This is a genomic window from Streptomyces sp. NPDC014894 (assembly GCF_043080985.1).
GTDB lineage: Bacteria > Actinomycetota > Actinomycetes > Streptomycetales > Streptomycetaceae > Streptomyces.
The window spans coordinates 279,403-294,560 of record NZ_JBIBWD010000002.1 but is presented as its reverse complement, the minus strand read 5'-3'; the positions used below and the strand labels follow the sequence as shown (position 1 = coordinate 294,560).

Here is a 15,158-nt window from a genome sequence, read left to right as displayed (position 1 = left end):
CCAGCGGGCCGTTCCCGGCCGGCGTCCGCCCTGCGGTGCGAGTCGCCGGATGGAACGGCCCGTACGTCCGACAGTCCGAGCCGTGCCCCGCCGGGCACAGCGCCGCGTGCCGCGACCCGAATGGTGCAGGACGTCATGAGAAGCCAGATTCTGGTGGTCAAGTGCGGTGGCAACGCCGCGGTGGACCCCGCCGAAGTATGCAAGGACATCGCCGCGTTGCACCGGGACGGCGAACGCGTCGTCCTGGTGCACGGCGGATCGGCCGATATCGACGCTCTCGGCCGGCGCCTGGGCGTCACCCCGCGCCGCACGGTCGCACCGGACGGCGTCTCCGCCCGCTACACGGACGCGGCCACCCTGGAAGTCGTCGCCCTGGCGCTGTCGGGAATCGTGCAGCCCCGCCTGGTGAGGAACCTCGTCGCCCACGGGGTGGACGCGGTGGGCCTGTCCGGCTGGGACGGATCCCTGCTCAGAGCGCGGCGCAAGAAGGCCAGGCGCAGTGTCGTCGACGGCCGCACGGTCGTCGTCCGCGACGACCACAGCGGACGCATCAAGGGCGTCAACACGCGTCTGCTGCATGTGCTGCTGGACGCGGGAGTCGTCCCCGTCGTCTCGTCCCCCGCCCTGGCCGAGGACGGAGAGCCCGTGAACACCGACGCCGACCGCACCGCGGCGGCCGTCGCCGCCGCCCTCGGCGCCCAGGACCTGGTCATGCTGACCGGCGCGCCCGGAGTCCTGCGCGATCCGGCGGACGAGTCCTCCCTCGAGCGCGTCCACCATGTCGGCGCCGAGGGGCCCCCCGCCCACGTGGGCGGAGGCATGGGGCTGAAGCTGATCGCCGCCCGGGAGGCCCTCGCCGGGGGCGTCGGACGGGTCCTCATCGGCGACGGGCGCCGCGAGAACCCCGTCCGGACGGCCCTGGAGGGCGAGGCCACGCGCGTCCGGCCGGCGCCGAAGGGCGCCGGTTCCGACGGCCGCAACGGAAGGGCAGTGGCATGACCGTCCCGCTCCACGACCCGCACCGCGGACCCGTCAGCCACCCGCACGCCGTCGGGTTGCTGCGCCAGATGCTGGAGATCCCCTCCACCTCGTACCACGAGGGACGCCTCGCCTCCTATCTCGTGCGGCAGATGCTGGCCCTCGGCTTCGACAGCGCCCGCGTCGACGCGGCGGGCAATGTCATCGGCGTCGTCAAGCGCGGCCCCGGGCCGGTGATCATGCTGCTGGGCCATATGGACACCGTGGACGGCCACGTACCCGTGCGCGTCGACGGCGACCGGCTCTTCGGACGCGGTGCCGTCGACGCCAAGGGGCCGTTGGCCACCATGATCTGCGCCGCGGTCTCCGCGTCCCGGCTGCGCGGAACCGTCGTCGTGGTCGGAGCGGTCGAGGAGGAGACTCCCGCGTCCCGCGGGGCCATGGAGATCCGTCGCGATCACCCGCGGCCCGACGCGCTGATCATCGGGGAACCGAGCGGCTGGAACACCGTCGTCCTCGGCTACAAGGGCAAGCTCGACCTGTCCTACCGCGTGGAGGTGCCGGCGACGCATCCCAGCAATCCGCTGCCCAAGGCGACCGAGCTGGCCGCGGCGGCGTGGCAGCACCTCCTGGACCTCCTCGGCCCCGACGCGGGCCACGGCTCCTTCGACACCCCGGGCCCCACCCTGGTGTCGATCGGCGGCGACCTCGTCACCGCTCAGGCCGAGTTCAGCGTCCGCACCCCGGTGGGCTTCGACGACCAGGCGTTCGTGCGGCGACTGCGCGAACGCCTGGCGCGGGGCGACCTCGACGTCGTGAACTCGGTGCGCGCGGTACGGGTGTCCCGCACCGATCCGGTCGTACGCGCCCTGTCCCGGGGCATCCGGGCGCACGACGAACGCGTCGTCATGAAGGTCAAGACCGCCACGTCGGACATGAACACCCTCGCCGAGGCATGGCACATCCCCATGGCCACCTACGGGCCCGGCGACAGCGCACTCGACCACTCCGACGACGAGCACATCCTGCTCGACGACTACTTCAACGGGATCGGCGTCCTGTCGGCGGCCCTGGAGCGGCTCGGCGCTCCCCACGACGCGTCACCCCTCACCGGCTCCACCCCCACCCACGCCGGAGCGACCACATGACCAGCACTCCGACGGAGCGCGGTACGGAAGCCGTGCCCACCTCGCGGCTCGCGAGCCAGGCGCACCATGTGCGCGAACTGATCGTCGACATGTGCACCGGCGGGGAGGGCGGCCACATCGGCGGCTCGCTCTCCCTGGTCGACATCCTGGTCGTCCTCTACTTCGACGTGCTGCGGCTCGACCCCGCCCGTCCCGACGACCCCGGCCGCGACCTGTTCGTCCTGAGCAAGGGTCATGGAGCGATCGGCCTGTACGCCACGCTCGCCGCCCGCGGCTTCTTCGAGGAGGAGCGGCTCGCCACCTACGGGAGGCCCGGGAGTCTTCTCTCCGCCCACCCGAACCGCAAGGTGCCGGGCGTGGAGATGCCCACCGGCTCCCTGGGACACGGCCTTCCGCTCGGAGTCGGATTCGCGCTGAGCGCCCGGCTGGCCGGGACCGACCGCGTTCAGTACGTCGTCACCGGCGACGGTGAACTCCAGGAGGGCTCCAACTGGGAAGCCATCATGGCCGCCGGCGCGAAGGGCCTGGACAATCTCGTCGCCGTCGTGGACCGCAACGGTCTGCAGATCACCGGCACCACCGAAGAGGTGCTCGCGCTGGATCCGCTCGGTGAGCGCTTCCGGGCCTTCGGCTGGACGGTCCGCGAGGTCGACGGCCACGATCTGGACGCGCTGCGCACCGCTCTGCGCACCCCGCCCGTCCCCGGGCGTCCCACCGTGGTCATCGCGGACACGGTGAAGGGCCGCGGCATCTCCTTCATCGAAGGACAGGCCCGCTCCCACTACGCCCGCCTCGGCGAGGCCCAGAAGAAGCGCGTCCTGGCCGCTCTCGGCCGCAGCCGCCGCAAGGAGATCAGCTGATGCCCGTCACCGCCCCGGAACGCGCCGAAGGCCCCGCTCCGACCGCCGCCGAACCGGAACAACCCGCGCGTATCGCCTACCGCGACCTGCTCGCCGCGCTCATGCCCGGCGACGCACGACTGGTCTGCCTGGACAGCGACACCGGGCTCTTCACCGGCACGGATTTCGGCGCCGCGGCCGAGCGCTACATCAATCTGGGCATCGCCGAGCAGAACCTCATGGGAGTCGCGGCCGCCATGGCCCGCGACGGCCGCATACCGTTCGTCAACACCATGGCGACCTTCGCGAGCAGCCGTGCGGTCGAGGCCGTCAAGCTCGACATCGCGCTGAACGACGTCCCCGTCCGTATCGTCGCCACCCACGCGGGCCTGTCCGCCGGTCACCTCGGCTCGACCCACCACTGCCTCGAAGACCTCGCCGCGCTCCGCGTGCTGCCCAACATGACCGTCCTGGTGCCCGCCGACGCCGCTCAGGCGCGCGAGCTGATCCGGCAGAGCGTCGACCTGCCGGGCCCGGTCTACGTACGGCTCGGCCGGCACGCCACCCCCGCGCTGGCCGCCGACGGCCCGCCGCCGGTGCTCGGCCGAGCCCAGCTGCTGCGCACCGGCGACGACCTTCTGATCGTCGCCACCGGCCCGTACCCCGTGCGGCTGGCCCTCGACGCGGCCGGCGAACTGGCCGAGCGGGGCGTCACCGCGTCCGTGCTGAACGTGCACACGATCAAGCCCTTCGACGCGCCGGCCCTGCTGAGCGCCGCCGCGGGCACTCGCGGCATCGTCACCGTGGAGGAGCACTGGCGCAGCGGCGGTCTCGGCTCCCTGGTCGCCGAGACCGTCTCGGATTCGGCGGACCCGGTGCGTGTGCGGCGGATCGGCGTCGGCGACCACTTCGTCTCCGGCAACGGCGATCAGCGGCATCTGCTCGAACAGGCGGGCGTCACCAAGGAGGCGATTCTCGCCGCCGCGGCGCAGCTCACGGAGCCGGCGCGCCAGGGTCCTCGCCCCCGGGGTTCCGAGCGCCGGGGGCACAAGCTCCAGGGCGGATCGGCTCGTTGAGCCGTCGGGGAGCTGAACACGCCGTCCGCCGCCGGGTGCTCAGGACTCCTGCGGATCGCTCAGCGCCTCGGCCGCCTCGGCCGCCACCGCCCGGGCCACGGCGGCCAGCGCCGGCGAGTCCAGCTTCCACTGCTGCCAGTACAGCGGTATGTCCGTCGCGTGCCCCGGGACGAGGTTGACCAGGCGCCCGGACTCGAGCAGCGGAGCGGCCTGGACCAGGGGGACCATGCCCCAGCCCATGCCCGCGACCACCGCGTCCACGAAGCCTTCCGACGTCGGCACGGAGTGGCGCCGGGGGTTGGCCCGGCGGCCGGGCCGCAGTCCGCGCACGAAGGCGTCCTGAATGTCGTCGCGCCGATCGAAGCACACCATCAGGGCTTCGGCCATGAGATCGACCGGGTCCGCACTTGTCCCGCGGCCCAGCTCGCGTTCGGCGAAGCGGGGCTGCGCCACCGGGATGTACCGCATATGTCCCAGAAGGCGCGCCGAGCAGCCCGCCACGGCGTCCGGCGACGAGGTCACCGCCGCCATGACCAGGCCGTCGCGCAGCAGCGCGGCGGTGTGGTCCTGGTCCTCGCGGCGCAGCTCGTAGCAGAGCCGCCACTCCTCCGGCACTCTGCCGAGCGCCGCCAGGAACCAGGTGGCCAGCGAGTCGGAGTTCACCGCGATGGACATCCGGGTCGGCTCGGCCGACCCGGACATGCCCAGCGCGGACCGCGTCTCTCGTTCCAGCAGGGCGACTCGGCGGGCGAAGCCCACGACGATCTCACCGGACGGCGTCGGCCGCACCGGCTTGCTGCGGATCAGCAGCACCCTCCCCGTGTGCTGCTCCAGGGCCTTCACCCGCTGGCTCACGGCCGACGGCGTCACATGGAGTACGTTCGCCGCGGCCTCGAACGTTCCCTCGTCGATCACGGCGAGCAGGGTGCGCACCTGGTCGAACGGAAGCTCTCTCATCACATTGTCTAATGATAGCTAAGAAAGTGTAGCTGTACTGTTCTCGCGCGGCTTCGTACCGTTGCCCGTATGACCACTGAGCTGACCACCGTCACCGCGGGCTTCACCACCGGTCTCACGCTCATCGTCGCCATCGGCGCTCAGAACGCCTTCGTGCTGCGGCAGGGCGTCCGGCGGGACACGGTCCTCGCCGTGGTGAGCATCTGCGCTGTGTCCGACGCGGTGCTCATCGCCCTGGGCGTCTTCGGCGTCGGCGCGCTCGTGACGGCCTGGCCGGCCGCGCTGACCACGGTCGCGCTGGCGGGCGGTCTCTTCCTCATCGGCTACGGGCTCATCGCCGCGCGACGCGTGTTCCGCCCCGCCGCCGGTCTGAGCGCGGGCGACACAGCCGGAGGGTCCCGGCGTCGCGCCGTGCTCACCTGCTTGGCCCTGACCTGGCTCAACCCCCATGTGTACCTGGATACGGTGCTGCTGCTCGGGTCCATCGCGGCCGACCGCGGGCCGCTCCGCTGGGCCTTCGGCATCGGGGCCGCGCTCGCGAGCCTGTGCTGGTTCGCCGCGCTCGGATTCGGCGCACGCCTGCTGAGCCGACCTCTGGCCCGGCCGTCCTCCTGGCGGGTGCTGGACGGCCTGGTCGCCACGACGATGGTCGTTCTCGGCGTGAACCTGCTCGCGGGCGCCTGAAGCGCGAAGCGGTCCCGCGCGCGGGCGCCTGACGCGCGCCGGCCTCGCGGCGGCGCCGGCCCCGGTCCGCACCGACACGATCATCACCGCACGTAATCCTCCGGCGGGCACACGAACGCCGGACCGCCGGCCACCCGCCCCGGTCCGTACGGCTTCCTCCAGAGGCCGCGCGTCCACTGTCAGTGGGCAGTGTTACGTTCTGTGACATGACCGATCACGCACTACGGCTGCTGCGGCAGGACCGCCGCCTGGCCGAGCTGGCCGCCTTCCCGTTCGGCTTCGACCTGGACCGCGCCGCCCACGGCCATGTCGAGAAGGTCCGTCTCGCCTCGGGCGGGCCGTTGGAGACGGTGGCCGGGGACGACACCGGCGGTACGTACTTCCTGTGCGCGGACGGCTCGGTGCTCTACGCCGACTCGGAGGGCTCCGCGGGGATCATCGGCTCGAGTGTCGACGAGGCCCTGGAGCTGATGATCGGCCTGCCCGGCTGGCACGACTGCGTCCATCTGTCGCCGGACGACGACGAGGAGAAGATCCTGGCAGGCGTCGCGGAGATCGAGGACGAGATCCGCGAGCACTACGGAATCGATGGGGAGCGGGCCCGGCTCCGTGCGGCGCTGGGCTTCCCCGAACGCTCCCCGGTCGAGCTGGTCGGCAGACTGCGTGCCGCGCTGACGCGCACCGAGCCGGACTTCGTCCTGCTCAACGCGGAGGAGGGGCGTGCGTACGACCGGATCGGCCCGGCCGGCCCCCCGCTGTGGGAGCCGGTGCTCGCGGCGGGCCGCGCCGATCTCGCCTCGCTGCGGGAGGGCGACCGCACGGCCTGGCGTGAAGTCGCCGAGGACCCGGTGCGGCGCAGGATCACCTTGCGGGCCGCGCAGTTCGACCGCGCCGAGGACGATCTGGAGCTGATGCGGCATCTGCTGCGGCACGAGACGCGGTCGTCGATGACGGACGAACTGCGGCTGGCGGCGGTGCTGGTGGGGCTGCACGGGGACACCGGGGATCTGCCGCTGCTGCTCGAAGTCCGGGAGACGGATTTCGACACCGCCTGCGGCCTGGGCGGGATACCGGAACCGGGCGCGAGCGCGGACGAGTTGCGGCAGTGGGCGCGGGGCCTCGACGAGTCGATGTTCGGGACCGACCCGTCGGACGAGCCGGTCTCCACATGGACCGACCTCGCCAGGGACCAGGGGATGACGGACCTCGCCCTGGTGACGCTGATCCGCGAACTCGACGGCATCGTCATGGACCGGAGCAGACTCCGCCGCCCCGGCGCGCCCCGCGCCCTGGCGACCGCTCCGCTGAGCGGACTCGCCCGGGACTTCGAGGAACTCGGCGACCTCGCCCAGGCGCTGCGCGCCCAGCGTCTGTACGCCTCCCTTCAGGAGACCTCATGGGACCGGGTCTCGGCCCGGCACACCCTGGCCCGCCTCGAGCGGGAGGCGGGCCTCTTGCCGCGGGCGGCGGACAGCCTGGCCGCCGTGCGCGCCACCCTGGCCGCCCCGGACGACGACCTGCTGCGCCACTGGCAGCGGATCAACCTCGGCCGCTACATCGCCGAGGAGCACTACCGGCTCACCCTCGCCCTGGCCGACGCCGGCCACCCCGAGGAGGCCCGCGCCCTCCTCACGGCCGCCGACGCCCTACTCGGCGAGCTCTCGGACAACGCCGCGACCGGCGTCCGCGAGCTGGCCGGGCGGACCGCCGCGAGAGTGCGGGAGGCCGGCTGAGGACGGGGCCGGCGGACCGGGCGGTCGACGGCGGCGAAGGACCGCGCACGGAGGTGTCCGCCGGACCGTGCGGCCGATGGCGACCAGACCAGCTGCGCCCAGCGGGCTCAGCGGCGGACAGGCCGCGGTCGCCGAAGTCGCCATGACGGACATCGCGACGCCCGCTGGCGCGGTCATACGTCTCCGGCGGGGAATGCGGCACAGTGCCGCCCTGCGGCCGGCCGCTCGTGGCGCGCATCCGCCGCGCGGCACCCGGGAGCGCGCCCCGGCGAAGTCGCCGCTGGGCGAAGGGCGGTAGCGGTGGTCAGCCGCCGAGACCCTCCAGCACGATCGCGCCCGGCAGCGCCGCGAACGCCTTGCCGGGGACGATCAGCTTTCCGCGCCGCCGCCCGCTGCCGATGAGCACCCACGGCGTGTCCACGACGGCGGAGTCCACCAGCAGCGGCCAGTCGGCCGGCAGCCCGACGGGGGTGATCCCGCCGTACTCCATCCCGGTCCCGCCGGTGGCGGTCTCCATGGGGGCGAATGACACCTTGCGGGCGCCGAGCTGTCGGCGGACGACACCGTTGACGTCGACACGGGCACGGGAGAGCACCACACAGGCGGCGAGTGTGGTCGCACCACCGCGCTTGGCCGCGACGACGACGCAGTTGGCGGACTGTTCGAGCAGCTCCGGCCCATGCCGCTCGACGAAGACGGCGGTGTCCGCGATCTCCGGTTCGGTGTCGACGTGCAGAAACCGTTCGGGCGAACCGGGGTCGTCCAGATCGCGCACCGCGGCGGCGACCGGCGCGGGCAGCAGATCGAGCCGCTCGGCGGCGGGCCGGGCGTCGTCGAAGGAACCGATGGGTGCGCGCATACGCCGCACGCTAGCAAAGCCGCCCCCGGAACCGGCCCGACCGGCCGCGCATCACCAGGTTCACCGACCCGGAGCCGACCCGGCCCACGACCAGGACAGCGGGCCGCGCCCGGCCGAGTCGGCCGATGGGCCCGTACGGCGACGTTGTCGCAGGTCAGCGCACTCGGCCTCACGGCTTCAACGGGAGCGGGGGCAGCTCCGGGGCGGCCGGCGGGCCGCCGTCGCAGCCCTTGGCCTCGCGCCGAGGCGGGAGCGGTCGTCCAGTCGTCGCGGGCGGTCGAAGCCGAGGCACCAGTGGAGGTGGTCGGCGGGGCGGAGGACGGAGGACGGAGGCGAGTGTGCCGGTGAGGGCGATCACGCCGTGACCGCCCAGGGTCCGGGGCTGCGAAGACGTCGGTCATCGTCTCGCCCGCGCCGAGTTCGCCCGACGCCGCGGAGGGACGCCCGCACGGCTCTGCCGCCGGCAGAACGGTGGCCGGACCGGGCTCGACGATCACTACAGTCCACTCGCATGACGACGATCGCAACGCGCACGGTCGCGTACCCGGCCGACGGTTTGACGATGATCGGGCACCTCGCGCTGCCGGCCGGTGTCGACCGCCGGCCCGCGGTGCTGCTCGGGCCGGAGGGCACGGGGCTCAGCGACGTCGAGCGCCGCCGGGCCGACGCCCTCGCCGAGCTGGGATATGTGGCACTGGCCTTCGACCTTCACGGCGGGCGCTATCTGAGCGATCCCGAGGAGATGCTGGCCCGCTGCCTGCCGCTGCTCGCCGATCCCGGCCGGATGCGGGGCATCGGCCGTGCGGCGCTCGACGTGTTGCGCACCGAACCGCGGACCGACCCCGACCGGATCGCCGCCGTCGGCTACGGCACCGGGGGCGCCGTCGGGCTGGAACTCGGGCGCGACGGCGCCGGCCTGCGCGCGATCGGGACGGTCAACGGACTGATCACGGGCCGACCGGGCGAGGCGGCGCGCATTCGCTGCCCGGTGTGGGCCGGGGTCGGGTCGGAGGACCCGATCATGTCGCCCGCGCAACGGAACGCGTTCACCGCCGAGATGCAGACCGCGGGCGTCGACTGGCGCCTCACGGTCTACGGCGGTGCCTCGCACGCCTTCCACCACCCGCCGGTCGATCATCCCGTGGTCCCGGGCGTCGGCCACCACCCGCGGCACGCGCGACGAGCCTGGCGCGACATCGTCGACCTGCTCGCCGAGTGCCTGCCCGTGACGGAGGCCGTGGGGGCATGACCCAGGCGGGCACGCCGGCCGGGCCTGGTCGGCGTCGAGCGCCGGCGGCCCCCTCCCCTCAAATCCGCACAGGAGCAACGCATTCGGATGGAGGCTCGCTCGCGAAGACGCAACGGCCGCGGTCGACGCCGGATTCGGCGCGGCCCGGCCTCTGCCGTGATCACCCGACCTGCGGCGGGCCGGTCCGGCCTCCCCCAGCCGCTGGTGTACTGCTCGCGCGGGACCGCAGCCACATCACCGCCCAGCGCCTCGCCCAGGGCCGCCGGGACCCGCTCCCGTGCGAGTCGCCGGCCCGCGCCATGGAGAACGTCCAGAGCGGCGATCCGCTCACAGGACTCGTGGACCTGGCCGGCGTTCTGGAAGAAGTCGCCGATCTGCTGGGCGAACAAGCTCGGAGTGGCTGGAAAGCGGAGACGGCCTCGCGTGCCGTCGCGATTCTCCGCGCCGTTTCCTCGTCCGCCGTTCCCTTCATTCCGGCCCGCTGTGGGAAAAGCAGATGAATCGTCGGCACATACCGAAGCGATCAGCGCGGCGAAGTGCGCGAGGGCGCCGCGCATTCCGTCGCCGGGGAACCGAGGCGGCGCACGGTGGAACAGCACGGCATACGGTCCCCGGGATCGCGCGCCTGCGCGATCGCGGAAGGCCGCGGCGGTCCTGGCGGGCCGCCGCGGCCCGACACCGGGGTCGCCGGGGTCGCCGTGCTGTCGGCTGTGCCGTGCACGGTGTGGCGGGTGACGGGCGGGTCACCCGGCTATCCGACGGTCAGCAGGTGCCCCAGGACGAGACGCGGTCGTTGGCGTGCGCTCCGATGTTGGGGCGCGACTCGCCGGGGGCCACGATCGCGAGGACTTCCCCGCCGTAGTTCGAGTGCTGGTAGAAGCAGATCCGTGACCCGCTGCGGTTCCACAGTGAGGTCGTGCGGTCGTTCATCGTCCCTCCCACGTTGGAGACGTTGACGCCGCCGGCCAGAAACGCGCCTTCGTAGTTGCTGTGGTCCCACACGCAGACGGAGTTGGCGGGACAGTCGCGCCAGTCGGCGGGCGCGGCGCTCGCCGGCGTTGCGACGGTCATGGCCAGGGCGCCCGTCAGGCAGGCCCCTGCGAGCACGCCGGCCATGGTGATTCTCTTCGGCTTCATCTTCATCGGAGTTGCCCTTCCCTCGCTGGTTCGGTGTGCCGTCGGTGCGGGATATTCCGCACCGACGGCAGGCTTCAGCGTTGCTGTCGCGATATCAGGCTCTCGGATTGCTCTGTTACCGAGGGGAGCCGGGCACGGCGGAATGAAGCCGCCGTGCTCATCCCCCTGCAACCGGTGCGTGCCCCCTGAATACGGTGTGGCACGGATGGTTCGGCTGCTCTTGTCCGTCTGAATGGCGGTCGGATATCCGGACGGTGCGAGATGGACGGTACGTGCAAGCGGAAAGCGCCGTCTACCGCCGGGTACGGGAATTGGTCATCCCCGGACGGGTTTTCGGTTCAGCTGATTCTCATGGTGCGTTTCGGCTTCGCCGAAGGCAGGCGCTGACGTCCCTCCTGGAGCCCGCCGTCCGCATCCGCGCCGTCAGAGCACGAGTCAGCGGCTTCGCGGGAACGCTCACGGAGGCCGCACCATCACCTCCTCGGCGCGCACGGCCCGCAGCGAATCGGCCACCCCCGGCGACCGCTCCCCCACCGGCCACGCCACCAGGGGATGCGCGGCCATCAGGGGATGGAGAACGTGCCGTCGCGCAGTGCCGAGCTGACCAGGGCGGGCCCGAGCCCGAGGTGGCCGCCGAGCCGGCTGACGATCGTGTCCAGGCACCGGTGCGCTGCGGAGCCCGGCCGGAAACCAGCGCATATCACCGAAGAAGAACGCAGTTCGGCAAGGAGAAGAAGGACTCCGCACTTCGCCGACGCCGGGCCCTCCGTCGAGCGGATCCCGATGGAGACCCTCGTCGCGCCCCTCACCGTCGGCCGGATCGCGGAGCGCGCGGCCCTAGCGGGACACGGGCGCGAGATGCTCATGCGCCCAGTCGGCGAACGTGGTCGGCGAGATGCCCAGCGCTCGGGCGAAATCGGGCCGGGCGGGCTGGAGGACCTCGTTGTTCCAGTCGTGTCCGGCCCCCCACATCGGCATGCCCGCCGCGAGGGCGTCTTCGAGGCTCATGGAGGGCGCGGTCACGGGCACGCCCCACACGGCGGACAGCGTCTGCGCGATCTGCTCCATCGTGAGCAGGTCACCTGCCAGCTCCAGCTCCACTTCGTGGAACCGGTCGGGGTCGTCGATGGCGCGCGCGGCGGCCGTGCCGATGTCCCGCGCGGCCACCAGCGCCAGTTCGGTGTCCGGTTTGAGCACCGTCAGCAGGCCGCCGCGGGGTCCGTCGGGCGCCAGCTCGGGCAGGTTCTCCATGAAGAACGCGGGCTTGAGCACCGTCCAGCGGGCGAAGCCCGCACTCCGCACCGCCTCCAGGATCGCCTGCTTGGTGTCGAAGTAGCCCTCCAGCGCCGCCCAGCGGCCGTCGGCCCAGCCGGGGGCCCGGGTGTGCGCACCGACTCCACTGGTCGAGGACTGCACGAAGTGCCGCACTCCCGCCGCTTTCGCCGCGTCCATCAGGTTGGCGGCCTGCGCCAGCTCTCCCGCGAAGTCGACGCTGGTCTCGGTCATCGGCGGCATCTGCACCGAGAACACCGCGCGGACCCCCTCGACGGCCGGGCCGAGGGAGGTCCGGTCGGAAAGGTCGGCCTTCACCAGCTCCGCGCCCAGCGCCTCGACGGCCCTGGCGGACTTCGAGCGGGGGTCGCGTACGAGTGCGCGTACCGGCACGTCGGCGGCCAGGAGTGCGCGGGCCGTGGCCCCGCCCTGGCGGCCGGTGCCTCCGGTGACCAGGACAGTGCCGTTGTCGGTGGGCATGGTTACTGCTCCTCACGGACCGGAGTACAGAAACGGCGGGGCCCGCCGTTTCCCTTCCGGTAAAATATGGCGGGGCCCGCCGTTTAGCAAATGAGGAGATCATGACCGGTCAGCGATCGGATGCACGCCGCAACTACCAGCGCATCCTCGCCGTCGCCGAAGCCGAGGTCGCCGCGCACGGCGCCGACGCCTCCCTGGAGCAGATCGCCCGCACCGCCGGCGTCGGATCGGCCACCGTGCGCCGTCACTTCCCCACGCGCCGCGCCCTGCTCGAAGCCGTCTTCCGGGAGCGCGTCGAGGGCTTGTGCGAGCACGCCCGCCGGCTGAGCGGGGCCGACGACAGCCGCGCCGCGCTCCTGGAGTGGCTCCACGGTTTCGTCGTCTACGCCGTCTCCGCCCGCGGATTCGCCGACACCCTCGCCTACGAGCCGCCCACCGACAAGCCCGGCCCGCACTCCTGTGCCGACGCCATCGAAGCGCCCGGAACGCTCCTGCTCCAGCGAGCCGTCCGCGACCAGGCGGTCAGGCCGGACGTCACCTTCCACGACCTGCTCACCCTCGCCACCGGCATCGCCCTGGCCACCGAGCGCCACAGCGACCCCGCGGCCCAGGCCGACCGCCTCTTCCACCTCGCCGTCGAAGGACTCAGCCCGGCCCGGCGGGCCACCGACTCCTGACGCGGCCGGGCCGGGGCACGCTCACGGCCGGCGGGGCACGTTCACGGCCGGCGGGGCGGGGCGCGGATGTACGGCGGTGGGGTGCCGGAAGTGTGCGGCCGGCAGGGGCCGTCGGGGTCCCGGGCCGTGGCGAGGGCGGGTGGTCAGGGGGCTCGCAGGGCGCGGACCGCGAGCCTCGCCGCTGTGCCGATCGCCGTGTCGGCGGCGGGCTGGCAGGCGGCGGTGCGGGCGGAGCGGGTGAAGACGGCCACCGCGTACCGGCCGCCGTCGGGGTACTCGACCACCCCGGCCTCGTTGCGGACGGTCGGCAGGGTGCCGGTCTTGCCGTGCACGCGGACGTCGTCGTACGGGAATCCGGAGGCGAGCCGGTGGGGCCACACCTGGAGGCCGAGCACCGCGCGCAGTTCGCGGGCGCGCGGCGCCGAGCACGCCTCGTCCCGCCAGAGCGCCGCGAGCAGCCGGGTCATCTCCCGGGGGGTGCTGCGGTTGGCGCGGGCCGGGTCGAGGACCCGCAGCCGTCCCAGGACCGCCGGGTCGGACGCCAGCCGGGCCGGGTCGCCGCCGGAGTCCTCCTCGATGGAGTCGATGAGGTCGCGCATGGTCTGCACGGCGACGGTGCGGCGCAGCCCGAGGGCGTGCATGGCGTCGTTGATCGCGTCCAGTCCGACGCGGCCGACGAGGAGGTCGGCGGCCGCGTTGTCGCTGACGGTGAGGGCCATCGCGAGCAGATCACGGACCGACATCCGGACCGGGCCGCTCAGCATCGACAGGCCGGTGGGGCCGGGGGTGCGGTCGCCGGGCAGCGACTCCAGCTGCTCGTCCAGGTCCAGGCGGCCCTCGTCGGCGAGCCGTTGGACGGTGACCGCGAGACACAGTTTGTGGACGCTGGCGGTGCTGACCGGGGTGTCCGCGGCGACGGTGACCTCGGCGCCGTTCCCCAGGTCGAGTGCGTGCATCCAGCCGGTGACCCCCGCGTCGGTGAACACGGACCGGATGCGGGAGCGAACACCGGCGCCCCGCCGGGCTCCTTCCCCGGGCGCGTTCATACGGTGTATCCGTAGGCGGGGCCGGGCAGCGGGGCCCGACGGGCGGCGGCGGTCTCCATCACCGGGACCATTCCTCCTCGTTCGGTCAGCACGCCGCGCGCCACTTCGGCGAACAGCCGTACCACCGGGTCGTCCTGCCGGCCGCGCAGCCAGGCGGCGGACACCTGTTCCAGCAAGGGTTCGCCCTCCAGGGGATGCCAGGCCGTGCCCGGCGGCAGCTTGCGGTCGCGGGTGGCGAAGGTGACGGCCGTCCCGGAGAGGATCATGCCGTCGACGAACTCAGGGTCCTGTCCGGCGATCACCGTGCCCGGCTCGAAGCCGTGCCGACGGCAGACCGCCAGGATCTCGGCGTGCAGGGCGGGCGCGGACGGCTGGGGGAAGAGCACGAGGTCGAGTCCGCTGAGCGAGGCCAGCCACACCGGCTCGCCCGCGTCCCCGTACGGCGGCGGGGCGCCGCCGTCTCCCGGCGCGTGCGGCAGCACCACCCCGTACGGCCTGGACAGGACCTCGCCGAGGCCGAGTCCCGCCACGTCGACGGGATGCCGGAGCACTCCTACGTCGAGCGTCTCGGCCCGCAGTTCGGTGAGCTGGGCGCCCGCGCCGAGTTCCCGCAGGGCGAGCCGGACGCCGGGCGAACCGTCCCGGAATCCGCCGACCAGGGCCGCGACGACGGCGCCGCCGAGTTCCGGCGGCACGGCGGCGCGCAGTACCCCGGCCGCGCCGCTGCGGACCCGGGCGGCGACCCCGAGCAGGGTGTCGGCGCGCTCGACCAGCGGCCGTGCCTCGGCGAGCAGCAGCCGTCCGCCCTCGGTCAGTTCGACGCCCCGGCCGGTGCGGTCGAAGAGGCGCACGCCGAGTTCCCGCTCCAGCCGCTGGATGCGCTGCGAGAGCGACGGCTGGGCCATTCCGAGCCGGGCCGCCGCTCGTCCGAAGTGTCTTTCTTCTGTAACGGCGACGAAGTACCGGACATGCTTGACCAGGTCCACGAACAGGGATCATAGCCTTTCCGCTATGAGCGCGGAC

Annotated in this window: 14 protein-coding genes; 8 read left to right on the top strand and 6 right to left on the bottom strand. The window is 73.1% G+C overall.

Annotated elements, in window-relative coordinates; all coding sequences use genetic code 11:
• The first annotated feature begins 135 nt into the window (after positions 1 to 135).
• Genes ACF089_RS05370 through ACF089_RS05355 form a run of 4 tightly spaced genes read left to right on the top strand, consistent with a single transcriptional unit; the run spans position 136 to position 4,041 of the window.
• Positions 136 to 999 (top strand): [LysW]-aminoadipate kinase, encoded by an 864-nt coding sequence (locus tag ACF089_RS05370; protein ID WP_392022150.1) that lies wholly within the window; start codon positions 136 to 138, stop codon positions 997 to 999.
• A complete protein-coding gene (locus ACF089_RS05365) occupies positions 996 to 2,126 on the top strand; it encodes a M20/M25/M40 family metallo-hydrolase (RefSeq protein ID WP_392022149.1) in 1,131 nt (376 codons plus the stop codon). Before ACF089_RS05370 ends, ACF089_RS05365 begins: the two co-directional genes overlap by 4 nt.
• Positions 2,123 to 2,986, top strand: coding sequence for a transketolase (locus tag ACF089_RS05360; protein ID WP_392022146.1), 864 nt, complete (start codon positions 2,123 to 2,125; stop codon positions 2,984 to 2,986). The genes ACF089_RS05365 and ACF089_RS05360 overlap by 4 nt, the downstream gene beginning before the upstream one ends.
• Entirely contained in the window at positions 2,986 to 4,041 is a 1,056-nt protein-coding gene (locus tag ACF089_RS05355; protein WP_392022143.1) for a transketolase family protein, read from the top strand. The genes ACF089_RS05360 and ACF089_RS05355 overlap by 1 nt, the downstream gene beginning before the upstream one ends.
• A 39-nt stretch (positions 4,042 to 4,080) precedes the next feature.
• On the opposite strand, the gene ACF089_RS05350 is transcribed toward ACF089_RS05355, so the two are convergent.
• Positions 4,081 to 5,001 (bottom strand): LysR family transcriptional regulator ArgP, encoded by a 921-nt coding sequence (locus tag ACF089_RS05350; RefSeq protein WP_392022140.1) that lies wholly within the window; start codon positions 4,999 to 5,001, stop codon positions 4,081 to 4,083.
• 66 nt (positions 5,002 to 5,067) lie between these two features.
• Between ACF089_RS05350 and ACF089_RS05345 the strand changes: the two genes are divergently transcribed.
• Complete coding sequence (locus ACF089_RS05345; protein ID WP_392022137.1) at positions 5,068 to 5,682, top strand: LysE/ArgO family amino acid transporter; 615 nt, start codon at positions 5,068 to 5,070, stop codon at positions 5,680 to 5,682.
• 206 nt (positions 5,683 to 5,888) lie between these two features.
• Complete coding sequence (locus ACF089_RS05340) at positions 5,889 to 7,415, top strand: hypothetical protein (protein ID WP_392022134.1); 1,527 nt, start codon at positions 5,889 to 5,891, stop codon at positions 7,413 to 7,415.
• A 304-nt stretch (positions 7,416 to 7,719) separates the two neighbouring features.
• Here the strand turns inward: ACF089_RS05340 and ACF089_RS05335 are convergent, their stop codons facing one another.
• Positions 7,720 to 8,274, bottom strand: a complete 555-nt coding sequence (locus ACF089_RS05335; RefSeq protein ID WP_392022131.1) for a YbaK/EbsC family protein — start codon at positions 8,272 to 8,274, stop codon at positions 7,720 to 7,722.
• 511 nt (positions 8,275 to 8,785) lie between these two features.
• Between ACF089_RS05335 and ACF089_RS05330 the strand changes: the two genes are divergently transcribed.
• Complete coding sequence (locus ACF089_RS05330; RefSeq protein ID WP_392022128.1) at positions 8,786 to 9,523, top strand: dienelactone hydrolase family protein; 738 nt, start codon at positions 8,786 to 8,788, stop codon at positions 9,521 to 9,523.
• Between the two features lie 762 nt (positions 9,524 to 10,285).
• Here the strand turns inward: ACF089_RS05330 and ACF089_RS05325 are convergent.
• Positions 10,286 to 10,660: a peptidase inhibitor family I36 protein gene (locus ACF089_RS05325; protein WP_392022125.1), complete on the bottom strand. Its 375-nt coding sequence runs from the start codon at positions 10,658 to 10,660 to the stop codon at positions 10,286 to 10,288.
• Between the two features lie 837 nt (positions 10,661 to 11,497).
• Entirely contained in the window at positions 11,498 to 12,412 is a 915-nt protein-coding gene (locus ACF089_RS05320) for an NmrA/HSCARG family protein (protein ID WP_392022122.1), read from the bottom strand.
• Between the two features lie 101 nt (positions 12,413 to 12,513).
• Between ACF089_RS05320 and ACF089_RS05315 the strand changes: the two genes are divergently transcribed.
• Complete coding sequence (locus ACF089_RS05315; protein WP_392022119.1) at positions 12,514 to 13,089, top strand: TetR/AcrR family transcriptional regulator; 576 nt, start codon at positions 12,514 to 12,516, stop codon at positions 13,087 to 13,089.
• A 143-nt stretch (positions 13,090 to 13,232) separates the two neighbouring features.
• Here ACF089_RS05315 and ACF089_RS05310 read toward each other — a convergent pair whose 3' ends face one another.
• The gene (locus ACF089_RS05310; protein ID WP_392022116.1) at positions 13,233 to 14,135 is read right to left on the bottom strand and encodes a serine hydrolase; all 903 of its coding nucleotides are present in this window, start codon (positions 14,133 to 14,135) and stop codon (positions 13,233 to 13,235) included.
• Positions 14,132 to 15,121 (bottom strand): LysR family transcriptional regulator, encoded by a 990-nt coding sequence (locus ACF089_RS05305; protein WP_392022113.1) that lies wholly within the window; start codon positions 15,119 to 15,121, stop codon positions 14,132 to 14,134. Before ACF089_RS05305 ends, ACF089_RS05310 begins: the two co-directional genes overlap by 4 nt.
• Positions 15,122 to 15,158 lie beyond the last annotated feature (37 nt).